Below are 23,149 nucleotides of genomic sequence, written 5' to 3'. Positions count from 1 at the left end.
ACACCTACTCGAACAACAGCCCGATCACCTATTCGGACCCGTCGGGGTTGTTCCTCGAATGGTTCACGAAGGTGGTCTCGAGTGCCGTCAAGGTCGCCAAACGGTATTTCCAGCGACCCCAGTGGTCCGGTGGCGGCTACTCGACCGGGCAGAACACGCGCACGGCGGGTCACAGTCAGCCGGGTGGTGGAGGCTCGAGCGGTGGCTCTGGCTCAGAAGCCTGTATGCGGAAGTACGGTTGTCATAAGCCTGCCCCGGCCACTGTGGACTTGAGTGATGTGGGCCATGTTCTTCTTGATATTGCGGGTCTGGCGCCGGGCTTGGGAGCTGGGCTGGTGGCCTGAACTGTGGGTGGTATGCCGCGGAGGGGGATGTCACGAACGCGGCGTTCTCGTGTGGGGCGGCGGCGCCGTTGGCTGGTATTGCTGCCACGTTCACGAAGTGGTTCCGCAAGGGTGCGGATGCTGCCGGGGACGTCGCGAGCGCGGGTCGTCGGAGTGGTGGTGGTCCGCCGGGGTGCAGCAGTTTTGTGCCTGGTACGGGTGTGTTGTTGGCCGATGGCAGTGTGGAGTCGGTCGAGGAGGTTGAGGTTGGGGATCGGGTGTGGGCGACCGATCCGGAGACAGGGGAGGAGGGTCCGCGTACGGTCGTGGCGACCATCACCAGCTCCGGTATCAAGGAGCTGGTCGAGGTCACGGTCGACGTCGACGGCGCGGACGGTGACAGGACCGCCAGGGTGGTGGCCACGGCTGAGCACCCGTTCTGGGTCGACGACCAAGGCCGTTGGCTCAACGCCGACGCACTCACACCCGGCAACGACCTGCTGACCGCGGACGGTGAGCGGGTCGAAGTCCTCAGCACCGAACGCCGGACTGAGAGCCACCGAGTCCACAACCTCACCATCAACGGTGTTCACACCTACTATGCGGTGGCAAGCGATGTAGGTGTTCTTGCGCACAACTCAAGTGGACCCTGCGATTGGAAGTCAGAGTTCCGTGATCTTGAGAAAGGAAATAATCAGCACGTAAGGGAAGTGCCTACAGTACAGGAGATGCGAGAAAGTTTCGAAAAGTGGACCGCTGGAGCTGAAAGGATGCCTGCGCGTGGTAGTAAAATCCCTGACGTGTTCAAGCTACAGGATGGCACTATAATGCAGTGGAGAACAAGTTCCCGTTCCGGTGGTCCCACGATCGATATTATCCCGCCGAGCGGAAAGCCGTGGAAGGTGCATCTATCAAATGAATGAAGAAAGTGTGGCATTGCAAGTTTTGAAGGAAGGACTTGACGACTGGGTCCTGGTTGATGACATTATTGCCCTGAGCCGTGAAGTGGCAAATCAATCCGGGGGGTCGTACAAGGAGGTGGCCATGGGGGTTATTGAACGACTTCTACGGCGAAACGAAGCCTGTTTGGGGGTGATTGGTGATAGCGGGTTCGAAGATTGGGAAGGTGCAGTTGAGGAGTTATGCCGGCGGGCCCTAGTGGATTTAGAGGCCAATGATTGGATGCCGCTCGGGGGTAGCTTCTGGATCAGAAACACGCCAGAAGGAGACCGGGTTGCGCGTCAATCGGACTGCTGAACTTCACCGTGCATGCTGTGGATGCGAGGTACACGACGAGCCTCCGGATTCGCATCCGATTTGCCCTGTGTGTCACTGGGAGGGTGATCTGGTACAGCTTCGTTGGCCTCCCCTTCGAGACGATGCTCATGAAGTAACTCTTTATAGAAGCCCAATGAACCCATTCCATCCATAGTGTAAGTGATCTCCGTTTTGCTTTCGGAGCTCGGGTATCCGGTGAAGGCGACTCTCGCGGTCACGTTTTTGTCCGGCAGGCCAGGCTTTGGGTAACTTTGAGTCGCTCGACCTGGTAGGTAATGCATGGCCTGGGGATCGGGCCCGGTTGCATCGTGGACAGATCCGGGCAGGAGGCCTCATTCGGCTACTGTTGTGGGTCAGGACGTTGGTGGGCCTGGCAAACGCTGTCGGGATCACGGCTGCATCACCTGGTATTTGAGGTGGGTCGCCCCGGGTCCTTCCGCGACACGCACGATGCCGAACTCACACCGAAGGTCTTCGAAGAGCCGGCGGCCTTGCCCGAGGAGTACCGGGACGAGGTGTAGCTGCAGTTCGTCGAGAAGACCGGCGCGTATCCCCTGCCGAATCGCTCCGCCGCCGTGCAGCCCGACGTCTTTGCCGTCCGCGGCGGCGGTTGCTTGCTGTACTGCTGCTTCGAATCCGTCGGTGATGAAGTGGAACGAGGAACCCTCGCGGATGTCGTCGGGACGCGAGTAGTGGGTGAGGACGAAAATAGGCATTTCGAACGGCGGGTGCGGCCCCCAGGTGACCTGGGCGTGTTCGTAGCTGTCTCTGCCCATGACCAGGGCGCCGGTGCGCTCCAACTCCGGACGCAGGATGTCGTCTGCGGTGAGCTGGTTCCGGTCGGCGATATCGTGGGCGAACCACCCATGTAAGGCCGCGCCACCATCACCCATCGGGTTCTCTGGGCTCGGGCGCGGACCCGTGTAGAACCCATCGAGCGAGATGCTCAAACTCGCGATCACGGCCATGATTTTGTCCTCTTCTGGACAGCAGCTCGAATTTCGGACCGCTGGACAGCGCAGCAAAGGGTATGAGGTTGCCTGCGAGCAGGACGCGTAGTTCGGGGCCACTATGGACCGTCAGATCGGCTTCGAAGTCCGGTGCACCTGCGCCGACCGTGACCGAATCCCGCGACGCCCGGCCGGGTATCCGGCGCGGAGCGCCGCAGCCAGGGAGGCGTCGGTCCTGTAGGCCACGCCGCCACCGGGCTGCTCATCGGCGACCCGCACCACCACCCCGGCCGTTCGGAGGTCACGTGACCGGGCCGCTCACCTCCGCAAACCCGCAGTACTGACGATTGCCCCCACCCATCACTTCAGATTACGAAGTGGACTTCGAAAATGCAACTAGCCTGTCGCATGGTGCCCACTGGAGGCTCGGCAACCAGCCGAACGGGTTGGTCGATCAGGGAGCTGGTGCGCACGGAGAACCAGGCGTGCGTTCCCTAGACGGTTGGCACGTCAGGTATGGACAAGAACCGCGGGATGACGGTGAGACAGCGGGTCGGCGAACAGGTGTGTCAGCGTGGGGGCGTCGGTGCCGCGCACGATGTACGCATCGTGGCCGAACACCGCGAAGATCGGGATGTGTCCGCCGAGCGCCCGGACGCAGCGAGTGATGGCATCAACGGCCTGCGCCTTCGACTGCTCGTCCAGAGCGTTGATCCAGACGAGCAGGTTGCTTGTGGCACGTATCTACCACCGCTCACGGGTATTTCGAGCTGCAGGCTCCTGAGCCGTCGAAGTAGCCGAGGCGTAGGGCTTCGATGCGGTCGAAACCGTTCGGCGCCGGGTGGCCGTTGATGTCGGCCGCGATGAGGCTGCGGGGCAGCAGCAGCTCCGCAATGGCTTCGTCGAGGTCGCCCGGTGACGGCCGCAGCGACGCGCCGGGTTGGTCGATGGCGGCGGTCCAGGCGCCCACGAGACACGCCGTGCGCAGGCCCGCGTTCGTGTTGTCCACCGGCATGTCGAAACCGACCTGGATGCCCTGTACGTAACGGGAGACGACCTCGGCGAACGCCGCGAAGTCGCCGAGCCCGCCCGAACCCTGGCCCGTGAACTCGGCCTCCCGGTCGATGGGTTGCCCGAGCTTGGCCAGCGCCGCCATGTCGACGGTGACGGTGTTGGTGTCCTCGCAGTACGACACCGGCGGGGTGGAGACGCCGCCGTTCGGGCAGGACCCGCCCTGGTTCACGATCGTCGGTCCGGGCACCCCGGCGCCCGAGAACGACTTGTCGAGGCTCCGCTGGAGCAGCCCCAGCGTCTCCTCGTTGACGGCCAGGTCGCCCATGCCCGCGTCGTCGGGGTCGAAGGGGCGCTCGGTGATGCGGGAGTCGACGTCGGCCTGGTCGATGGCGGCGCACTTCGCTGCGTCGTTCTGGAAGCCGAGCTGGAACGCGTAGGTGCGGTCGAACGCGGTGCCGTGCGCGCCGTCGGCGGAGTGCGACTGGCCGGGCGAGTCGCGGATGAAGAACAGCGACGCCATCACCTGGTTCAGACCCTCCGATGTGGAGACCTGGAAGTACTCGCTGCGTCCCTCGGCCATCCAGCGGAAGTACGCGCCGGTGAAGCAGTCGGCCTGCTGTTCCTTCACGATCGTCGACGTCTGCCCGCTGATGCCGGCCTTCGCGCCGAGCCGGTACTGCACGGCGTGCCCGAACTCGTGGCCCAGCACGGTGACCACGGCCATCGGGCCGAACTTCTCGCGCAGCAGGGGAAGCAGGGTGCCGCGGTCCCACGCCACCAGATCCTCGGGCGGGCAGTAGAAGGCGTTCATCGCCACGTCGGCGGTGGTCGCACCACACACGTCGATCCGGTCGGTGTTGCTGTCGTAGGACAGCAATTTGGCGACGGGCGGGAACTCCTGCGCGAAGTGCTGGGGGAACTGTTCGGTCCAGAACGCGGTGACATCGGCGATCGCGGCGGCGGCGAGTCGGTCGTCCTCGGTCTCGGAGACGTTCTCGATCGCCAGCCCCGGGTCCGGCGCCGAGGCCTTCAACCCGCTCTCGAAATGGGTGATCTCCAGACCCGCGATGGTGCCTTCACCCTCGATCCGGTTGGCGCAGGCGCTCGTCCCGAGCATCCCCAACACGACCGCGACGGCCAGCAGTCGGCGTCGCACCCCTCGTCCCCCTGTGCGCGTCATGGCGGGGACAGTAGCGCACCGACGAACGTCGATTGGGTCGATCCCGGGCAAAGGGGATGTGAGTTTCCCGGCCCTCCGGGTCCGGCCTCGGAGTGAGGGCGCGCGCAGTGCCGGCCGCCCGCCGTTATGGTCGATCTTCATGAAAGCTGTTCGCCGGTTCACCGTCCACGCGCGGGTGCCCGACGAGTTGACGGGTCTGACCGAACTGGCCACCAACCTGCGGTGGACGTGGCATCCACCGACACGGGATCTGTTCGCGTCGATGGACGACGCGCTCTTCCGCCGTGTCCGCGACCCACTGCGCATGCTGACCCAGTTGCCGCCGTCGCGGCTCGACGCGCTCGCGAACGACGCGGCGTTCCTCGCCAGGACCCGCGCGGCCAGCGAGGAATTGCGGCGGTATCTCACGGAGCCGCGGTGGTTCCAACGGCGGGTCGAGGCGGCTGGTGACGGCGAGCGGTTCCCGCGTGCGGTGGCCTACTTCTCCTTGGAGTTCGGGGTGCACGAGGCGCTGCCGAACTACTCGGGAGGACTCGGTGTGCTGGCGGGCGACCACTTGAAGGCGGCCTCCGATCTCGGGGTGCCGATGATCGGTGTCGGTCCGCTCTACCGCGCGGGGTACTTCCGGCAGTCGTTGTCCCTCGACGGCTGGCAGGTCGAGCACTACCCGGTGATCGAGCCGAGCGGATTGCCGTTGGAGCTGGTGACCGAGCCCTCCGGCGAGCCTGCGCACGTGCGGGTGGCGATGCCCGGTGGGCGGGAGCTGGTGGCCCAGATCTGGAAGGCGCAGGTGGGGCGCATCCCGTTGCTGCTGCTCGACACCGACGTCGACGGCAATGACGACGACCTGAGGACCGTCACCGACCGGCTCTACGGTGGCGACGACGACCACCGCATCCGGCAGGAGATCCTCGCCGGGATCGGTGGCATGCGCGCCGTGCGCCGGTACTGCGAGCTGACCGGACATCCGCAGCCCGAGGTGTTCCACACCAACGAGGGCCACGCGGGCTTTCTGGGGCTGGAGCGCGTCCGGGAGGTGCTCGACGCCGGGGAGCTGACGTTCGACGAGGCGTTGTCGGCCGTGCGGGCGGGAACGGTGTTCACCACTCACACCCCGGTGCCCGCCGGGCTCGACCGTTTCCGGGCGGACCTCGTCCGGCACTACTTCGGCGACGGGCGACTCCTGCCGGGCGTGGACGTCGGACGGGTGCTCGCGTTGGGAGCCGAGGCGGACCCGACCCGGTTCAACGTGGCGCACATGGGGTTGCGGCTCGCGCAGCGGGCCAACGGGGTGTCCGCCCTGCACGGCCGGGTGTCGCGACGGATGTTCAGCAGCCTGTGGCCCGGTTTCGACACCGAGGAGGTGCCGATCTCGTCGGTGACGAACGGCGTGCACGGGCCGACCTGGGTGGCCAGGGAGATGAGCGCGCTGCTGGGCGGCAGCGACGAGGAGTGGGGCCACGACGGCGACGGCTCCGGCATCGACCCGACCGTCACCGACGAGCAACTGTGGGCGCTGCGGCGCGAACTGCGCGGCAACCTGGTCGAGGAGGTGCGGCGGCGCGCGCGGGAGGCGTGGTTGCAGCGCGGCGCGTCGGCACTCGAACTGGGTTGGACGGACCGCATCTTCGACCCGGACGTGTTGACCGTGGGCTTCGCCCGGCGTGTCCCCACCTACAAGCGGCTCACGTTGATGCTGCGTGATCCCGACCGGCTGCGTGCTCTGCTGCTCGACGACGAGCGGCCCATCCAGATCGTGGTGGCGGGCAAGTCGCACCCGGCCGACGAGGGCGGCAAGGCGCTCATCCAGCAGATCGTGAAGTTCGTCGACGACCCGGCCGTGCGGGAACGCATGGTGTTCCTGCCCGACTACGGCATGTCCATGGCCCGCTACCTCTATCGCGGGTGCGACGTGTGGCTGAACAACCCCACGCGGCCGTTGGAGGCGTGCGGCACCTCGGGGATGAAGGCGGCGCTCAACGGGTGTCTCAATCTGTCGATCCGCGACGGCTGGTGGGACGAGTACTACGACGGCAGCAACGGCTGGGCCATCCCGACCGCCGACGGTGTCACGGACCCGTTGCTGCGGGACGACCTGGAGGCGGCGGCGCTCTACGACCTGTTGGGACAACAGGTGGCGCCGTTGTTCTACGACCGGGACGACCACGGCGTGCCGCGGGGCTGGGTGTCGATGATCTGGCACACGCTGCGCACGCTCGGTCCGCGAGTGCAGGCGTCGCGCATGGTGCGGGAGTACGTCGAGTCGTACTACGGGCCCGCGGCGACGACGGTGGCCGAGGCGGTGGCCGACGACTACGCGGGCGCCCGGTCGCTCGCCGCCTACCGCGCCCGGCTCGACGCATGCTGGCCGTTGCTGCGGGTGGTGTCGACCGAGTTGACGGTCGACGGCAGCGACACCCCCGTGGTCGGCACGCCCGCGCGCATCACGGCGCGCGTCGACCTCGCCGACCTCACCGAGTCCGATGTGGAGGTGCAAGCGGTCCTGGGCCGGGTCGGTGACACCGACGACCTCGCCGACGTCGTCACCGTGCCGCTGTCGCCGTGTGGGCGGGGCGAGTTCGCCGGGACGCTCCGGCTGCCGTTCGCGGGCTCCCTCGGCTACACGGTGCGGGTGCTGCCCCGACACCGGTTGCTCGCCACTCCGGCGGAGCTCGGCAAGGTGGTGCTGGCCTGACTCACCTGCGGGTTCGCCGGGGCGGGCGGCTGCGTGCGCCGGGGGCCCGCGCGGGGTGCGTTCTTGCCTTCGACAGCCGGTCGGTGACAATGAGCCCGTGAACGACGTGGCGGTCCCGGACAACCTTGCCGATCTCGTGATCCACATGTCTGGTGTGGGCGTCAGGAGGGGAGGCAACAAGCTGCTCGCCGACCTCGACTGGTCGGTGGAGCTGGACGAACGGTGGGTGGTGCTCGGTCCGAACGGCGCGGGCAAGACCACGCTGCTCAAGCTCGCCGCGGCGGAACTGCACCCCACCACGGGCGCGGTGCACGTGCTGGGCGAGCGGCTCGGGCGGGTGGACGTCTTCGAGCTGCGCACCAGGGTCGGGTTCACCTCGGCCGCCGTCAACGGCCGCATCCCGCCGGAGGAGAAGGTGCGGGACGTGGTGATCAGCGCCGGGTACGCGGTCATGGGCCGCTGGCGCGAGTCGTACGACGAGCTGGACACCGAGCGCGCGGACGAGCTGCTGGCGGCGCTCGGCATCGTGCATCTCGCGAACCGCAGCTACGGCACGTTGTCGGAGGGCGAGCGCAAGCGCACGCTCATCGCGCGGGCGTTGATGACGGACCCGGAGATGCTGTTGCTCGACGAGCCCGCGGCCGGGCTGGACCTCGGGGGTCGGGAGGATCTCGTCGCCCGGCTGTCCGCGCTCGCGTTCGACCCGGACGCGCCCGCGATGGTGCTGGTGACCCACCACGTGGAGGAGATTCCGCCCGGGTTCACCCACGCGTTGCTGCTGTCCGAGGGGCAGGTCGTGTCGGCCGGCCTGATGGACGACGTGCTGACCAGCGAGAACCTGTCCACGGCGTTCGGGCAGGACCTGATGTTGCAGCGGTCGGGCGACAGGTTCTTCGCCCGACGTCGGTGACGATCTCTACTGGCGGGTAGCCTGCGAGGCAGGCGACGACGCGGTCGGCTGCCGCCGATCGTGGAAGGTGAAGGAGGAAGCGCGTGGGCGAGTTCGTCCGTCTCGAGGTCGACGAGGGCATCGGCACCATCCGGCTGGACCGGCCGCCGGTCAACGCCCTGAACAACCAGGTGCAGGCCGAACTGCGGGAAGCCGCGATCGAGGCGGGCGAGCGGGACGACGTGCGGGCCGTCATCCTCTACGGCGGCGAGAAGACGTTCGCCGGTGGCGCCGACATCAAGGAGATGGCGGCGAAGTCGTACGTCGAGATGCAGCGTTTCGGTGCCGCGTTGTCGGCGTCGCTGACCGTCATCGCCGAACTGCCCAAGCCCACGGTCGCGGCCGTCACCGGCTACGCGCTGGGCGGTGGGCTCGAACTGGCGCTGACCGCCGACCGGCGCGTCGTGGGCGACAACGTCAAGGTCGGGCAGCCCGAGATCCAGCTCGGCATCATCCCCGGTGCGGGCGGCACGCAGCGCCTCGCCCGGCTCATCGGCCCGAGCCGTGCCAAGGACCTCGTGTTCACGGGCCGGTTCGTCAAGGCCGAGGAGGCGCTCGCGATCGGGCTGGTCGACGAGGTCGTCGCTCCGGACGACGTGTACGCGGCGGCGCGCCGCTGGGCCGCGCAGTTCGTGAACGGTCCGGCCGTGGCGCTGCGGGCGGCGAAGGCCGCCATCGACGGCGGTCTCGACACCGACCTCCGTAACGGCCTGAAGCTGGAGACCGAGCTGTTCACCGCCCTCTGGGCCACCGAGGACCAGACCCGCGGCATGCAGTCGTTCATCGAGAACGGCCCCGGCAAGGCCACCTTCGAGGGGAAGTGACGTGACCCACGTGTCCGACCCGGCGCCGAACCCGCACGCCACCGCCGACGAGGTTCAGGCCGCCTACCACGACCCCAAGCTCGCCAACGTGCTCTACCACGACTGGGAGGCGGGCACGTACGACGAGAAGTGGTCGATCTCGTACGACGAGCGCTGCATCTCCTACGCCACCGACGTGTTCAACGCGGTCGCGGGCACGCAGGGCCAGCCCTACGGCCACGCCATGGAGCTCGGCAGTGGCACCGGGTTCTTCCTGCTGAACCTCATGCAGGGCGGTGTCATCAAGAAGGGCTCGGTCACCGACCTGTCGCCGGGCATGGTCGAGGTGGCGCTGCGCAACGCGAAGAACCTCGGGCTCGACGTCGACGGCCGGGTCGCCGACGCGGAGCGCATCCCGTATGACGACAACAGCTTCGACCTCGTCGTGGGGCACGCGGTGCTGCACCACATCCCCGACGTGCGGGCGGCGCTGCGAGAGGTCCTGCGCGTGCTCAAGCCGGGCGGCCGGTTCGTCTTCGCGGGCGAGCCGACGAAGATCGGTGACTTCTACGCCCGCAGGCTCGGCAGGCTGACGTGGTGGCTGACCACCAACATCACCAAGCTGTCCGCGTTGCGATCGTGGCGGCGACCGCAGACCGAACTCGACGAGTCCTCGCGTGCGGCGGCGCTCGAAGCGGTCGTGGACCTGCACACCTTCGATCCGTCCGAACTGGAACGTATGGCGCTGGGTGCCGGTGCGGTGGACGTGCGCGCGGTGACGGACGAGTTCAGCGCGGCGTTGGTCGGGTGGCCGATCCGCACGTTCGAGGCGGCCGTGCCGCAGGAGAAGCTGACGCTGCGCTGGCGGTTGTTCGCCTACCACGCGTGGCTGCGGCTGTCGGCGCTCGACCGCAAGCTGCTGTCCAAGGTGCTGCCGCGGGAGCTGTTCTACAACGTGATGATCACCGGGACGAAGCCGGCCGCGCCCGCGAAGCTCTGACACCTCGTGGCGTACACCTTCTCGCTCGACGACGTCGCGTTCCTGCGTTCGCGGGAGGGTGACGAGGCGTTGGCGGCCTGTTCGACGCTGGCGTTGACGGAGGCGAGCAGGCTGTCCGATGTCGCGACGGTGCGGCGGCTCGTCGGTGCGGAACGGGCCGCCGCCGTGTTGGAGACGGCGCTGCTGCGCCGCAAGGCCGAGGCCAAAGTGGACGGCGGAGGGCGGTGGTTGTTCACCGACGAGGCCGTCCAGCAGGCGAGTGCGTCTCCTGTGGCGCGGTACCGGGCGAGTCGCCTCGCCGGTCGCGACGTGCACGACGTGACCTGCTCGGTGGGGGCGGATCTCGTCGCGCTCGCCCGTACGGCCGGGCGGTGCGTCGGGTCCGATGTGGACGACGTCCGGTTGGCGATGGCCGCGCACAACTGTGCGGTCTCCGAGGTGGCTCCGGTGCTCGTGCGGGCGGACGCGTTGCGGCCCGTCACCCGCGAGACCGTCGTGGTGGCCGACCCGGCGCGCCGGGACTCATCGGGCCGTCGTCGGTGGCGACCCGAGGACTTCGCACCCGCCCTCGACGACCTCGCCGAGGCGTACGCGGGCCGGGACCTGATGGTGAAGTGCGCTCCCGGGCTCGATCCGGCCGCCGCGCCGTGGGCCCGCGAGGTCGAGCTCATCTCGCTCGACGGCCGGGTCCGGGAGGCAAGTCTGATCGGTGGAGGACTCGCGACGGCCACGCGCAGGGCGACGGTGCTGCGCTCGGACGGCTCCGCGTGGTCGATCACCGACGCCGAACCCGACGACGTGCCGGTGGGCGAGGTCGGTGACTGGATCGTCGACCCGGACGGTGCCGTGGTGCGGGCAGGGCTCGTCCGCCACTACGCGGCGCGGCACGGGCTTCGGCAGCTCGATCCGCGCATCGCGTACCTGACCGGTGACACTCCACCACCGGGTGTGCGGGCCTTCCGGGTGCTCGACTCCGGCCGCTACAGCGAGAAGACGTTGCGGGCGTTGCTACGGCGACACGACGTCGGACGCCTCGAAATTCTCGTTCGCGGTGTCGACGTCGACCCGGACGCACTGCGGCGGAGGCTCAAGCCTCGCGGGTCGGGTGAGGCGAGTGTGGTGATCACCCGGATCGGCCGTGCCGCGACGGCGTATCTGTGCCGGGCCGAGCGCATACCCGGCCGGCCCGACGCCCGGCAGGGCTGAGGCTCGCCGCCCGACGTCGCCGGGCACGGCGCCGAGACGGAAACCGCAGGACACTGGACGTATGTGTCGAAGCATCAAGACCCTGCGGCCACCGTTCACCGAGGGTGTCACCGACGCGGACGTCCGAGCGGCCGCGCTCCAGTACGTGCGCAAGGTGTCGGGATTCCACCACCCCGCCGCACACAACGCCGAGGCCTTCGAGCGGGCGGTCGACGCCGTGGAGGAGGCGACGGCAGAGCTGCTGTCGTCGCTGCGCGTGCGCGGTGCCCCGGCTCGCTGACCCGCGCTCGCCGAGCCGACAGTGTCGGCGACGCGGGAGTCCGTGAGGGACTGTCGTCGTAGGATCTCGAAGTGTGACCACGGACTCGACGCCTGCGCCGACGCAGGCACGGGGCGGGGCGGCCCCGGACCGGTACCTGCGTGACCTCGCCCTGCTCCGCCGCGTGCGCGACCGCATCGACCGGGAGTACGACCGGCCGCTGAACGTCGAGGCGCTGGCCCGCGGCGTGCATATGTCGGCCGGACACTTGAGCCGCCAGTTCCGGCGCGCCTACGGGGAGTCGCCCTACTCCTACCTCATGACCCGGCGGATCGAGCGGGCGATGGCGCTGCTGAGGCGAGGTGACCTGAGCGTCACCGAGGTCTGCTTCGCGGTCGGCTGCTCGTCGTTGGGCACGTTCAGCAGCCGGTTCACCGAACTCGTGGGAGTGCCACCCAGCGTGTACCGGCGGCAGGCACACGGGGTGGAGGGGATGCCGCCCTGCGTGGCGAAGCGCGTCACGCGACCGGTCAGGAATCGAGAAGCTTCGGCGGCCTCGGCGCAATAGCGTCGTCGGTATGACCAACGACGGCATCGATCTCACCATCCACCAGGTCTTCCTGCCCCACAACGATCCGCAGGAGACGTTCTCCTTCTACCGCGACACGCTCGGTTTCGAGGTACGCAACGACGTCGAATACCAGGGGATGCACTGGATCACGGTCGGGCCGCCCAGCCAGCCCGGCACGTCGCTCGTGCTGCACCCGCCCGCCGCCGACCCCGGTATCACCGAGGACGAGCGGCGCACCATCGCCGAGATGATGGCCAAGGGCACCTACGCCGCCGTCAACCTCGCCACCAAGGACCTCGACACGACGTTCGAGCGGCTGCTGGCAGGCGACGCGGAGGTCGTCCAGGAACCCACCGACCAGCCATGGGGTGTGCGTGACTGTGCGTTCCGCGACCCCGCGGGCAATCTGATCCGGATCTTCGAACAGCGCTGAGCGCCACCCGGTCCACCACCGTCGTACTCGCTCCCCGGGTGCGACGGTGCCACGCGCCGACCGGCGTGCACCGCCCCGGCCACCGAGTATCGACGGTAGGCACGCCGACGAAGGAGTCACCGATGAGCACGACCGCGTCACCCACGAAGACCCGAGTCATCGCTGCGGACGCCCACGACGTCATCCGCGTGCACGGCGCCCGCGTGAACAACCTGGCCGACCTGAGCGTCGAGATCCCGAAGCGGCGGCTGACCGTGTTCACCGGTGTCTCCGGCTCCGGCAAGAGTTCGTTGGTCTTCGGCACGATCGCCGCCGAGTCGCAGCGGCTGATCAACGAGACCTACAGTGCCTTCGTGCAGGGGTTCATGCCCCACCTCGCCCGGCCCGACGTCGACGTGCTCGACGGTCTGACCACGGCGATCATCGTCGACCAGGAGCGGATCGGCGCCAACCCGCGCTCCACCGTCGGCACGGTCACCGACACCGGCGCGATGCTGCGCATCCTCTTCAGCAAGCTCGGGGAGCCGCACATCGGCTCGCCCCAGGCGTTCTCGTTCAACGTCGCCACCATGAGCGGTGCCGGTGCGGTGACGATGGAGAAGTCCGGCCGGAAGGTGAAGGAACGGCGCGAGTTCAGCGTCACCGGCGGGATGTGCCCGCGCTGCGAGGGCATGGGCACCGTGTCCGACATCGACCTCACCCAGCTCTACGACGACTCGAAGTCGATCGCCGACGGCGCGTTCACGATCCCCGGTTGGAAGTCGGACAGCTTCTGGACCGTGCGCGTCTACGCCGAGTCGGGGTTCGTCGACCCGAACAAGCCGATCCGCGAGTTCACGAAGCGCGAGCTCGACGCCTTCCTCTACAAGGAACCGACGAAGGTGAAGGTCGAGGGCGTCAACCTCACCTACGAGGGGCTGATCCCGAAGATCCAGAAGTCGTTCCTCTCCAAGGACCGCGAGTCGATGCAACCCCACATCAGGGCCTTCGTCGACAGGGCGGTCACCTTCACGGTCTGCCCGGAGTGCGACGGCACGCGGCTCAACGAGAAGGCGCGGTCGTCGAAGATCGACGGGGTGAGCATCGCCGACGCCTGCGCGATGCAGATCAGCGACCTGGCCGAGTGGGTACGCGGTCTGGCGGCGTCGGACGGGGAGCGGGCGACGATGGCGCCGCTGCTGGAGAAACTGCAGCACACGCTCGACTCGTTCGTGGAGATCGGGCTGGGCTACCTGTCGCTGAACCGGTCGTCGGGCACCCTCTCGGGTGGCGAGGCGCAGCGGACGAAGATGATCCGCCACCTCGGCTCGTCGCTCACCGACGTCACCTACGTCTTCGACGAGCCCACCATCGGCCTGCACCCGCACGACATCCAACGCATGAACGCCCTCCTGCTGCGGCTGCGCGACAAGGGCAACACCGTGCTCGTCGTCGAACACAAGCCCGAGGTGATCGCCATCGCCGACCATGTCGTCGACCTCGGTCCCGGCGCGGGCACGCAGGGCGGCCGGGTCTGCTACGAGGGCACGGTCGAGGGCCTGCGCGCCGGCGACACGCTCACGGGACGGCACCTCGACGACCGGGTCCGCCTGAAGCCGAGCGTCCGTACCGCCACCGGGGCGTTGGAGATCCGGGGTGCGACGGCGAACAACCTTCGTGACGTGGACGTCGACATCCCGCTGGGGGTGCTCGTGGTCGTCACCGGGGTCGCCGGGTCCGGGAAGAGTTCGCTCGTGCACGGCTCCATGCCTGCAGACGTCGGGGTGGTGTCGATCGACCAGAGCCCGATCCGTGGTTCGCGGCGCAGCAACCCGGCCACCTACACCGGGCTGCTCGACCCGATCCGCAAGGCCTTCGCGAAGGCCAACGGCGTGAAGCCGGGCCTGTTCAGCGCCAACTCCGAGGGCGCGTGTCCCACCTGCGGGGGTGCGGGCGTCGTCTACAGCGACCTCGCCATGATGGCCGGGGTTCCGGCGCCGTGCGAGGAGTGCGAGGGCAAGCGCTTCCAGGCGTCGGTGTTGGAGTACCGGCTCGGCGGGCGCGACATCAGCGAGGTGCTCGCGATGTCGGTGGCCGAGGCGCACGCGTTCTTCTCCGAGGGAGAGGCCCGCATCCCGGCCGCGCACCGCATCCTGCGGCGACTGTCCGACGTCGGGCTCGGGTACCTCACGCTCGGCCAGCCGCTCACGACCCTGTCGGGCGGTGAGCGGCAGCGCCTCAAGCTCGCCACGCACATGGCCGAGGAAGGCGGCGTGCTCGTCCTGGACGAGCCGACCAGCGGCCTGCACCTCGCCGACGTCGAGCACCTGCTGGGGCTGCTCGACCGCCTCGTCGACCAGGGGAAGTCGGTCGTCGTGGTCGAGCACCACCAGGCCGTGATGGCGCACGCCGACTGGATCATCGACCTCGGCCCCGGTGCCGGTCACGAGGGCGGCCGAATCGTCTTCGAGGGCACGCCGCACGACCTCGTGGCCGCGCGTTCGACACTCACCGGGCGGCACCTCGCCGAGTACGTCGGCGGCTGACGGCGACCGCTACGCGGCCGTGGGCCTGCCCGCGCCCGCGTAGTTGTCGCCGGGCTTGCGGTAGTTGTGCACCTGGACGGCTTGGCCGAAGGTCGGCGCGTCGATCATCTGTCCGTTGCCGATGTAGATGCCGACGTGGTGGATCTTCGTGTCCGGGTCGCCGAAGAAGATCAGGTCGCCGAGTTGCAGCTCGTCGTCGCGATCCACCAACGGCACGCTGTGGTACTGGGTGTGCGCGGTGCGCATGAGCGACACGCCGGCCTCGGCGTAGGCGGCGGTGGTGAGGCCGGAGCAGTCGAACCCGGCGTCACCCTTCTCCGTGCCGTTGCCGCCCCACACGTACGGCAGGCCGATCTTGTCGATGGCGAAGGTGACCGCCTTCAGCGCGGCGGCGTTCGGCTCGGTGCGGCTCTGCCCGACGGTGCCGTAGACGTTGGCCGTCGCGAGCACCCGGTGCAGGAACAGTGGGTGGTCCTGCACGACCGCGACGCCCGCCAGCCAGTCGTCGCCGTCGGAGAGGTCGCGACCGCCGTCGCACAGCGCCCGTCCCGCGGTCAGCGCCGCGTCGTCGATGTTCTGGATGTCGGGCTCCTCGTCGCGCGGGCTCGCCTTGAAGCGATCCCACACGGAGGGCGGAAGCTGCAACGGCCCCGCCGCGCCGGGCTCGGAGATCACCTCGTCGGCGAAGTCACGCACCTCCACGGTGTCCAGTGGCTCCGACATCGCGCCGGTGTCGGTGACGTGGCCGCCCTCGACGCGACCGTGGTCGGTGGTGGTCCGGCCGACGCCCGCGAGGGTCACCCAGGACAGGTGGCAGTCCGGTCGCTCCTCGGCCAACGTCACCGTCGCGGTCGCGTAGGCGTACATCGCCCGGCGCGGGACGTCGAGCCAGTCGGCGACGTCGTCCACCCATTCCTCGAACACCAGACCGGAGTCCGCGGGAATCGAGGACGTCGGTGGCGCGGTGGTCGTGGCCGTCGTCGACATCGTGCTCGACGACGGCGCCGACGGTTCCGTGGTGCTTCCCGCCGCGGTTCCCTCCGCGTCCTGGGGAGCGAAGCGCAGTGCCACGACGACGACGGCGACGGCGACCACCGCTGCCGCGACGCCCGCGATCACCAGCCGTCTGCTCCGTGGCCGCTCCGCACTCATGGCCACAGGATAAGCAGCGAGTGGCCACGGTGCGTGAAGACGTACCCGGGACGGGGGAGACCGAGGGCGTGCTCCGGTCGGGTGGTGTGGTCAGCGCAGGGTGAGTCGGCTCGTGAGCCGTCGCGCGAGGAAGGCCCGCAATGCGTCCACGTCGGTGTCCACGGCGACACGGACGGCGGCACCGTCCTCCGGCGTCTCGGTGTCCGCGCGAAGCTCCGGGCGGCGCTGGTCCACCAGCGTGGCGCCGCGAGCCGGGCCGAACGACGTCTCCACCGCCATCGGCACCGTCTCGGTGGTCAGGATGCCGGGGGTGATCGCCTCGGCGACGGCCACGGCGTCGTGGAGCACGATGCCGTCCCAGCCGAGAGCCTTGCGGTAGTGCGTGAGGTAGTCGGGAGTCAACGCCGCGAGCGCCGCCCCCACCGGGCCGGAGCCGGACAGCTCGTCCAACCACGCACGGCTGACCGCGCACCGATACGTGAGGTCCATCGGCACGAGCACGCACGGCACCTCGCCGCCGCAGAGGACCCGGTGTGCGGCCTCCGGGTCGCTCCAGACGTTGAACTCCGCGGCCGCGCTCACGTTGCCGTGCGAGAGCGCGCCGCCCATCACGACGATCCGAGCGATCTTGTGGTGCAGGTCGGGGCGGGCGGCGAGCAGGGTCGCGACGTTGGTCAACGGCCCGATCGGCACGATCGTGACCGGCTCGTCGGAGTCCTCCAGCAGCCGCGAGAGCAGTCGCACCGCACCACCCGGTTCGACCGGTCGTCCAGGCTCCGGCAGGGCGGCGGAACGCCCCGACAGCCCGTCGACGCCGTGCACGTAGCGGGCCTTGTGGGCGTGCGGGTGGACGAGCGGACGGGCCGCGCCCTGCGCCACCGGCACGTCATCGCGCCCGCACAGCGCGAGAATCCGACGCGCGTTCCGCGTGGTGGCCTCCAGCCCCACGTTGCCGAACACCGTCGTCACCCCGAGCAGCTCGACGTCCTCGCTCAACGCCGCCAACGCGATGGCGAAGGCGTCGTCCACCCCGGGATCGGTGTCGATGACGAGCTTGGTCCCCACGTGCGTACTCCCTCGTTCGGCCCCTCACGGCACACGTTACGGTTCCTTGCCATGACGTCGATGTGGGGTTCTCCCGTGCTCTCGCGGGTGCAGGCGTGGCGTAGGTCCCGGCGTGATCCCCGGCAGGCGCGGTTCCTCACGGCCGACTCGCTGCGCTGGGTCTGGCGCAACCGGGCCTTCACCCCGTGGTACCTGGTGAGGTACTGGCGGCTGCTCAAGTTCCGGCTCGCGAACCCGCACATCGTGTTGCGCGGCATGGTGTTCCTCGGCCGCAACGTCGAGATCCACTGTCGGCCCGGCTACGGGCGGATGGAGATCGGCCGGTGGGTGCACATCGGCGACGGCAACGCCATCCGCTGCCACGAGGGATCGCTGCGGATCGGCGACAAGACCGTGTTCGGGCGACAGAATGTCGTCAACGGCTACCTCGACATCGAGATCGGCGCCGCGACGCTCGTGGCCGACTGGGTGTACATCTGCGACTTCGACCACGTCACCACCGACATCACGCGCCCGATCAAGGACCAGGGCATCGTGAAGTCGCCCGTGCGGATCGGGCCGGACACCTGGATCGGCACGAAGGTGACCGTGTTGCGCGGCACCCGGGTGGGCCGGGGGTGCGTGCTCGGGGCACACGCCGTGGTGCGGGGCGACATCGCCGACTACGGCATCGCGGTGGGTTCTCCCGCGCGGGTCGTGCGGGACCGCAGGGCCGACTACGAGGCCGACGCCGAACGCCGCGAAGCGGTGAAGGACATGGCCCGCAAGGCGAACAAGGCCCTGAAGAAGACCCTCGGCGAAGCCTGAGCCCCCGACATCGTGTCCGCAGGCCAGGGACGGGTGCCCGCAGGCTAGGAACAGTTGTTCGCCGATGGGGAACGGGTGTTCGTACCGGAGAGACGCGTGTCCGCGAGCTGCGTACGGATGTCTGTAGTTCGGATGGGTGTGCCTTGCCCGGCCTCGTCGTTCGGCGGTGCCGCGCGGAGTGAGTGGCCACGGCCCCGGAGTCTGCCAGGCGTCTCGATCTCGTCGGTGGTCCGGAGAGATGCGCTCCGAACCATGGCGACGGACAGAAGCCGTTGACATGCGTTCGGGAGCCGTTGACACACGTACGGCAACTGCCAACATGCGTCGCGCAACGGCGGACACGAGTACGGGAGCCGCGGACACGAGTGCGAGTGGTGCGGACATGCGTTCGGGAACTGCCAACACGCGTCGCCCAGCTGCGGACACGCCGGCGGGTTCCGGGTTCGGCCCTTCCCCCTGAAGGTCTTTCGTTGCTAGAACTAACGGTCGTCCGTGACCGCGTGATCACTCCGCGCGAGGGGTGGTCCCTGGCACCTGGAGTCGTTCGTGGCAGCTTTCAGGCGTTCCACACGTGCGGTGTTGGCGGGAGCGAGTGCTCTCACCCTGCTCGCGACCGCGTCCCCGGCCGTCGCCGTTCCGGCGGAGGCGACCGACCTCCCCGCCTACTCGACCCGACTCGACCGACCTCAGCCGTCCGACCACACCTTCGCCACCGAGTGCAGCGACGAGCCGCGTGACCTGCCGATCAACGAGTTCACCGACCACCGCGAACTCGGCATCGAGCTCGACCGGATCGAGCGCAACAGCGACGGTCGGGTCGAGGTCGAGCAGGTCGGGATGAGCAACCGGGGACGGGAGATCTGGAGCGCGCGCGTGGGCACGGGCCCCAAGGCGGTGCTCATCACCAGCGAGATCCACGGCAACGAGAAGACCGGCACCGACGCGATCCTCGACCTGCTGGACTGGTTGTCCACGAGCGACTCGGCCAAGGCGAAGCGATGGCTCGACGAGCTCACGATCGTCGCCATTCCGAAGATGAACCCGGACGGCGCCGAACTCGACCGCCGTGGCAACGACATGACGTGGGCGGAGGCCACGGCCCGCTTCCCGCAGTTGCGCGGCAGCGAACCCGCCTGGAACTACTACACCGGAACGTTGCAGGGCGACGACTACTCCGAGCGGCCCGGGTTCGACACCAACCGCGACTACCACCCGGATCTGAACTACGTGCCGCGGCCCGAGGACTTCCCGGGTGACTCGGCGTCCACGGGCTGGTACCTCACCCCGGAAAGCCGCACGGTGCGGGACGTCTACCGCGGCCTCACCGAGGAATTCGGCAAGGTCGACACCTACGTCGACCTGCACCACCAGGGGGCCTGCTACGTGATGCCAGACGACCCCGACGAGTTCGTCACCCTGTCGATCTCCGGCAAGTTCGTCGACGACCCGGCCACCACGCCGGGGTACGAGCAGTACGCCGCGAACTACGACCTGGACTACTCCAAGCGGCTCAACGTCGCCGTCTACAACGCGTTGCAGGGGGCAGCGAACAACCGGCCGCTGTTCGGCAACGTCACGTTGTACCCGCAGGACACGAACCTGCCGGGGACGGGACTCGGGGCCTTCGCCCTGAACGGCAGTGGCACGGTGCTCTTCGAGGTCCGTGGCCAGACCCAGACGTTGGGGCAGCAGTACCGCGCGGTGCTCACGCGTGCGGTCTACATCGGACTCGACGGCATGTTGTCCGCGCTCGCCAGCGGCCGTGTGGACATGCTTGACCCGGCGGACTACGACGCGATCCCGCCGCGGGGACCGAGCATCGGCAGCGACGCCGTCGCGGAGGCGGGCTCGCGCCGGTAGTCGACGCCGTCCCTCGCGCACCGGGGTCGGCGGTGCGCGAGGGACGCGGACACGAGTACGGGAGCCGCGGACACGAGTACGGGAAGCGCGGACACGAGTACGCAGCTCGCGGACACGCCCGGCGGGGTCAGGCCTCCGGTTTCGGCACCGCCGGGTAGGGGACGAACGTGCTGGTGTTCTCGTCCACCGTCAGGCGCTTGCCGATCGTGGGGAACGCGCGTTGCGGACACGCCGGGCGCTCGCACACCTTGCAGCCGATGCCGATGGGTGTGGCGGCGGTGCGGTCGTCGAGGTTGAGCCCCGACGAGTACACGAGCCGGTGGGCGTGCCGGAGTTCGCAGCCGAGGCCGACGGAGAACATCTTGCCGGGGCTGCCGTACCCGCCGATGTTGCGCGAGACGGTGCGCGCGATCCAGAAGTAGCCCTTGCCGTCGGGCAGGGTCGCCACCTGCGTGAGCACCTTGCCCGGCCGTGTGAAGGCCTCGTAGATGATCCACAGCGGACACGCGCCGCCGACGCGGGAGAAGTGGAACCCGGCGGCCGACTGGCGTTTCGACATGTTGCCCGCGCGGTCGACGCGCACGAACGAGAACGGGATGCCGCGGAGCTTGGGACGTTGCAGGGTCGACAGCCGGTGGCACACGGTCTCGAATCCCACGCCGAAGTGCTCGCAGAGCAGTTCGATGTCGTAGCGGAACCGCTCGGCGGCGCTGTGGAAGTCGCGGTAGGGCAGGATCAGCGCGCCCGCGAAGTAGTTCGCCAGCCCCACTCGCGCCAGTGAGCGCGCGGGCGGGCCGGAGAACGCCCAGGAGTCGGCGAGCTCGGTGATCAGATCGTCGTACTCCAGCAACGCGATCTGTGAGGCCATGCGGAACGCCTGCTGGCCGATCCGCAGGGTCGGCGCCATGCGGAGGATCTTGTGCTCCGGCTCGTACCGGTGCTGCTCGCCCGCAGCCAGGTTGAGTCCTTCGCTCGTGACTCGCACGCCGTAGCGCTCGGCGAGCCGGTCGCGCAGGCCGTTGCGGATCTCGTCGCGGCGAAGCCCCAGCTCGTGGTACATCTTCTCGGCTCGCTCGTCGAGTTCGCCCACGTAGTTCTCACGCTCGTAGAAGAAGTCGCGCACCTCCTCGTGGGGCAGGGGTGCGGCCGGACTGCCGTGGACGCCGCGCCCGTCCTCGGTGACCAGCGCCGCGGTGGTCTCGACCGCGTTGCGGTAGCTGCGGTGCAGCTTGACCAGGGCCTCGGCGACCGATGGCAGGTTCTTCGCGAGGTCGTTGATCTCGCCGGGGGAGACGTCGGCTCCCACCGACTCGTCCAGCAGGGCCTCACGGACGTCGGCGACGAGCCGGGAGGTGTCGTTGTCGGCGAAGAACTCGGCGTCGACCCCGAACGCCTCCGTGATGCGCAGCAGCACGGGAACGGTGAGCGGGCGCGTGTTGTGCTCGATCTGATTGAGGTAGCTGGGCGAGATTTCGAGCAGCCGGGCGAGGTCGGCCTGGCTCATCGAGCGGCTCTCCCTGAGGTGGCGCAGCCGCGCTCCGGCGAAAGTCTTGTCCACTGAATCGAATCCTTCGCGAAGAAATTCTTGTCCGGAAACGGTCAAGATCCCGGATTCCACGGCGTTGTGAAGAGGGTCATTCGCAACGTTCACAAGATGCTACGAGAAATTTGCACAACTTCGCAAGTTGGAGCTCTGGTGCCGTTTGCGCAGCGCATGTCATCGTCTGCCTTAGCAGGCGAGTGATCGCAACGTTCGCAAAGTTGGAGTGAAAGCGATGACGGAGAAGCAGAACCGCTTGGAGCAGGAAGCGGCCGCCCTGGAGCAGGAGTGGAAGACCAACCCCCGCTGGCAGGACGTGAAGCGCTCCTACTCCGCTGCGGACGTGGTCAAGCTGCGGGGCAGCGTCGTCGAGGAGCACACCCTCGCTCGCCGCGGCGCCGAGAAGCTGTGGAACCTCCTGCACTCCGAGGACTACATCCACGCGCTGGGCGCGCTCACCGGTAACCAGGCCGTCCAGCAGGTCCGTGCCGGGCTGAAGGCGATCTACCTGTCGGGTTGGCAGGTGGCCGCCGACGCCAACCTCGCGGGCCAGACCTACCCCGACCAGAGCCTCTACCCGGCCAACTCCGTCCCCGCCGTGGTCCGTCGGATCAACAACGCGCTGACCCGCGCCGACCAGATCACCTGGGCCGAGGGCAACACCGACATCGACTGGTTCGCGCCGATCGTCGCCGACGCCGAGGCGGGCTTCGGTGGCCCGCTCAACGCGTTCGAGCTGATGAAGGGCATGATCGCCGCCGGTGCCGCGGGCGTGCACTGGGAGGACCAGCTCGCTTCCGAGAAGAAGTGCGGTCACCTCGGTGGCAAGGTGCTCATCCCCACCAAGCAGCACGAGCGCACGCTGAACGCCGCCCGACTGGCCTCCGACGTGTTGAACGTGCCGTCGCTGATCGTCGCCCGCACCGACGCCCAGGCCGCCACGCTGCTCACCAGCGACGTCGACGAGCGTGACCGCAAGTTCCTCACCGGCAACCGGACCTCCGAGGGCTTCTACGAGGTGCGCAACGGCATCGAGCCGTGCATCGAGCGTGGTCTGGCCTACGCCGAGTACGCCGACCTGCTGTGGATGGAGACGTCCACGCCGGACCTCGAGGTCGCGCGTCAGTTCGCCGAGGCGATCAAGGCCAAGTACCCGAACCAGATGCTCGCCTACAACTGCTCCCCGTCCTTCAACTGGAAGAAGCACCTGGACGACGCGACCATCGCGAAGTTCCAGCGCGAGCTGGGCCACATGGGCTACAAGTTCCAGTTCATCACGCTGGCCGGCTTCCACGCGCTCAACTACTCGATGTTCGACCTGGCGCAGGGCTACGCGAACGAGGGCATGACCGCCTACGTCGACCTCCAGGAGCGCGAGTTCGCCGCCGAGAGCCGCGGCTACACCGCCACGAAGCACCAGCGCGAGGTCGGCACCGGCTGGTTCGACCTGGTGAGCACCGCCCTGAACCCCGAGAGCTCCACGACGGCGCTGACGGGCTCCACCGAAGAAGAGCAGTTCTAAGGACTGCGTCACCGCTC

21 protein-coding genes are annotated in these 23,149 nt (G+C 68.5%); 16 read left to right on the top strand and 5 right to left on the bottom strand.

Features of this window, described 5'->3' with window-relative positions; translation table 11 throughout:
- From JAV51_RS20355 to JAV51_RS20570, 4 genes are all read left to right on the top strand, one after another.
- Positions 1-344: hypothetical protein (locus JAV51_RS20355; protein WP_231642751.1), on the top strand; the 344-nt coding region annotated here is incomplete at its 5' end.
- Between the two features lie 206 nt (positions 345-550).
- Complete coding sequence (locus tag JAV51_RS19915) at positions 551-1,246, top strand: polymorphic toxin-type HINT domain-containing protein (RefSeq protein ID WP_231642750.1); 696 nt, start codon at positions 551-553, stop codon at positions 1,244-1,246.
- Positions 1,239-1,580 carry a hypothetical protein gene (locus JAV51_RS19910; protein WP_197322277.1) on the top strand — a complete coding sequence of 114 codons (342 nt, stop codon included), beginning with the start codon at positions 1,239-1,241 and terminating at the stop codon, positions 1,578-1,580. The genes JAV51_RS19915 and JAV51_RS19910 overlap by 8 nt, the downstream gene beginning before the upstream one ends.
- Positions 1,498-1,755 carry a CPCC family cysteine-rich protein gene (locus JAV51_RS20570; RefSeq protein ID WP_374059075.1) on the top strand — a complete coding sequence of 86 codons (258 nt, stop codon included), beginning with the start codon at positions 1,498-1,500 and terminating at the stop codon, positions 1,753-1,755. The genes JAV51_RS19910 and JAV51_RS20570 overlap by 83 nt, the downstream gene beginning before the upstream one ends.
- A 235-nt stretch (positions 1,756-1,990) precedes the next feature.
- Here JAV51_RS20570 and JAV51_RS19900 read toward each other — a convergent pair whose 3' ends face one another.
- Both JAV51_RS19900 and JAV51_RS19895 read right to left on the bottom strand, forming a co-directional pair.
- Complete coding sequence (locus tag JAV51_RS19900) at positions 1,991-2,569, bottom strand: dihydrofolate reductase family protein (protein WP_005450042.1); 579 nt, start codon at positions 2,567-2,569, stop codon at positions 1,991-1,993.
- Between the two features lie 736 nt (positions 2,570-3,305).
- Positions 3,306-4,745: a neutral zinc metallopeptidase gene (locus JAV51_RS19895; RefSeq protein WP_197322275.1), complete on the bottom strand. Its 1,440-nt coding sequence runs from the start codon at positions 4,743-4,745 to the stop codon at positions 3,306-3,308.
- Positions 4,746-4,884: 139 nt separating this feature from the next.
- Here JAV51_RS19895 and glgP point away from each other — a divergent pair, with 139 nt between their 5' ends.
- The 9 genes from glgP to JAV51_RS19850 all read left to right on the top strand — a co-directional run bounded on the left by glgP (position 4,885) and on the right by JAV51_RS19850 (position 15,186).
- Complete coding sequence (gene glgP, locus JAV51_RS19890) at positions 4,885-7,440, top strand: alpha-glucan family phosphorylase (RefSeq protein ID WP_197322274.1); 2,556 nt, start codon at positions 4,885-4,887, stop codon at positions 7,438-7,440.
- 145 nt (positions 7,441-7,585) lie between these two features.
- Positions 7,586-8,350: an ABC transporter ATP-binding protein gene (locus JAV51_RS19885; protein WP_197322280.1), complete on the top strand. Its 765-nt coding sequence runs from the start codon at positions 7,586-7,588 to the stop codon at positions 8,348-8,350.
- An 83-nt stretch (positions 8,351-8,433) separates the two neighbouring features.
- Positions 8,434-9,213, top strand: coding sequence for an enoyl-CoA hydratase/isomerase family protein (locus JAV51_RS19880; RefSeq protein ID WP_197322273.1), 780 nt, complete (start codon positions 8,434-8,436; stop codon positions 9,211-9,213).
- Between the two features lies 1 nt (position 9,214).
- Positions 9,215-10,192, top strand: a complete 978-nt coding sequence (locus JAV51_RS19875) for a class I SAM-dependent methyltransferase (RefSeq protein ID WP_197322272.1) — start codon at positions 9,215-9,217, stop codon at positions 10,190-10,192.
- Between the two features lie 6 nt (positions 10,193-10,198).
- Entirely contained in the window at positions 10,199-11,398 is a 1,200-nt protein-coding gene (locus JAV51_RS19870; protein ID WP_197322271.1) for a class I SAM-dependent methyltransferase, read from the top strand.
- A 61-nt stretch (positions 11,399-11,459) separates the two neighbouring features.
- The gene (locus JAV51_RS19865; RefSeq protein ID WP_197322270.1) at positions 11,460-11,678 is read left to right on the top strand and encodes a DUF2277 domain-containing protein; all 219 of its coding nucleotides are present in this window, start codon (positions 11,460-11,462) and stop codon (positions 11,676-11,678) included.
- A 73-nt stretch (positions 11,679-11,751) separates the two neighbouring features.
- Positions 11,752-12,225 carry a helix-turn-helix transcriptional regulator gene (locus JAV51_RS19860; protein WP_197322269.1) on the top strand — a complete coding sequence of 158 codons (474 nt, stop codon included), beginning with the start codon at positions 11,752-11,754 and terminating at the stop codon, positions 12,223-12,225.
- Positions 12,226-12,235: 10 nt separating this feature from the next.
- Complete coding sequence (locus tag JAV51_RS19855; protein WP_197322268.1) at positions 12,236-12,661, top strand: VOC family protein; 426 nt, start codon at positions 12,236-12,238, stop codon at positions 12,659-12,661.
- A gap of 122 nt (positions 12,662-12,783) precedes the next feature.
- Positions 12,784-15,186: an excinuclease ABC subunit UvrA gene (locus JAV51_RS19850; protein ID WP_197322267.1), complete on the top strand. Its 2,403-nt coding sequence runs from the start codon at positions 12,784-12,786 to the stop codon at positions 15,184-15,186.
- 9 nt (positions 15,187-15,195) lie between these two features.
- Here JAV51_RS19850 and JAV51_RS19845 read toward each other — a convergent pair whose 3' ends face one another.
- On the bottom strand, positions 15,196-16,338 hold the full coding sequence (locus JAV51_RS19845; RefSeq protein ID WP_197322266.1) for a C40 family peptidase: 1,143 nt from the start codon (positions 16,336-16,338) through the stop codon (positions 15,196-15,198).
- A gap of 90 nt (positions 16,339-16,428) precedes the next feature.
- Positions 16,429-17,403, bottom strand: a complete 975-nt coding sequence (locus JAV51_RS19840; protein WP_197322265.1) for a nucleoside hydrolase — start codon at positions 17,401-17,403, stop codon at positions 16,429-16,431.
- A 51-nt stretch (positions 17,404-17,454) separates the two neighbouring features.
- Between JAV51_RS19840 and JAV51_RS19835 the strand changes: the two genes are divergently transcribed.
- Both JAV51_RS19835 and JAV51_RS19830 read left to right on the top strand, forming a co-directional pair.
- Complete coding sequence (locus JAV51_RS19835; RefSeq protein WP_197322264.1) at positions 17,455-18,210, top strand: acyltransferase; 756 nt, start codon at positions 17,455-17,457, stop codon at positions 18,208-18,210.
- Between the two features lie 546 nt (positions 18,211-18,756).
- Positions 18,757-20,070 carry a M14 family zinc carboxypeptidase gene (locus tag JAV51_RS19830; RefSeq protein WP_197322263.1) on the top strand — a complete coding sequence of 438 codons (1,314 nt, stop codon included), beginning with the start codon at positions 18,757-18,759 and terminating at the stop codon, positions 20,068-20,070.
- Between the two features lie 127 nt (positions 20,071-20,197).
- Here JAV51_RS19830 and JAV51_RS19825 read toward each other — a convergent pair whose 3' ends face one another.
- Complete coding sequence (locus JAV51_RS19825; RefSeq protein ID WP_197322262.1) at positions 20,198-21,628, bottom strand: short-chain fatty acyl-CoA regulator family protein; 1,431 nt, start codon at positions 21,626-21,628, stop codon at positions 20,198-20,200.
- Positions 21,629-21,845: 217 nt separating this feature from the next.
- Between JAV51_RS19825 and aceA the strand changes: the two genes are divergently transcribed.
- A complete protein-coding gene (gene aceA, locus JAV51_RS19820; RefSeq protein WP_197322261.1) occupies positions 21,846-23,132 on the top strand; it encodes an isocitrate lyase in 1,287 nt (428 codons plus the stop codon).
- Positions 23,133-23,149: the final 17 nt, after the last annotated feature.

Source organism: Saccharomonospora sp. NB11, assembly GCF_015910535.1.
Taxonomy (GTDB): domain Bacteria; phylum Actinomycetota; class Actinomycetes; order Mycobacteriales; family Pseudonocardiaceae; genus Saccharomonospora.
Note: the sequence above shows the minus strand (reverse complement) of the source record. Positions and strands in the feature narration are given on the sequence as shown.

Coding starts and splice junctions, on each gene's coding strand:
- aceA (WP_197322261.1), top strand. CDS start 21,846: ATGACGGAGAAGCAGAACCGCTTGGAGCAGGAAGCGGCCGCCCTGGAG.
- glgP (WP_197322274.1), top strand. CDS start 4,885: ATGAAAGCTGTTCGCCGGTTCACCGTCCACGCGCGGGTGCCCGACGAG.
- JAV51_RS20570 (WP_374059075.1), top strand. CDS start 1,498: ATGATTGGATGCCGCTCGGGGGTAGCTTCTGGATCAGAAACACGCCAG.
- JAV51_RS19845 (WP_197322266.1), bottom strand. CDS start 16,338: ATGAGTGCGGAGCGGCCACGGAGCAGACGGCTGGTGATCGCGGGCGTC.
- JAV51_RS19885 (WP_197322280.1), top strand. CDS start 7,586: ATGTCTGGTGTGGGCGTCAGGAGGGGAGGCAACAAGCTGCTCGCCGAC.
- JAV51_RS19900 (WP_005450042.1), bottom strand. CDS start 2,569: ATGGCCGTGATCGCGAGTTTGAGCATCTCGCTCGATGGGTTCTACACG.
- JAV51_RS19865 (WP_197322270.1), top strand. CDS start 11,460: ATGTGTCGAAGCATCAAGACCCTGCGGCCACCGTTCACCGAGGGTGTC.
- JAV51_RS19855 (WP_197322268.1), top strand. CDS start 12,236: ATGACCAACGACGGCATCGATCTCACCATCCACCAGGTCTTCCTGCCC.
- JAV51_RS19910 (WP_197322277.1), top strand. CDS start 1,239: ATGAATGAAGAAAGTGTGGCATTGCAAGTTTTGAAGGAAGGACTTGAC.
- JAV51_RS19895 (WP_197322275.1), bottom strand. CDS start 4,745: ATGACGCGCACAGGGGGACGAGGGGTGCGACGCCGACTGCTGGCCGTC.
- JAV51_RS19835 (WP_197322264.1), top strand. CDS start 17,455: ATGACGTCGATGTGGGGTTCTCCCGTGCTCTCGCGGGTGCAGGCGTGG.
- JAV51_RS19850 (WP_197322267.1), top strand. CDS start 12,784: ATGAGCACGACCGCGTCACCCACGAAGACCCGAGTCATCGCTGCGGAC.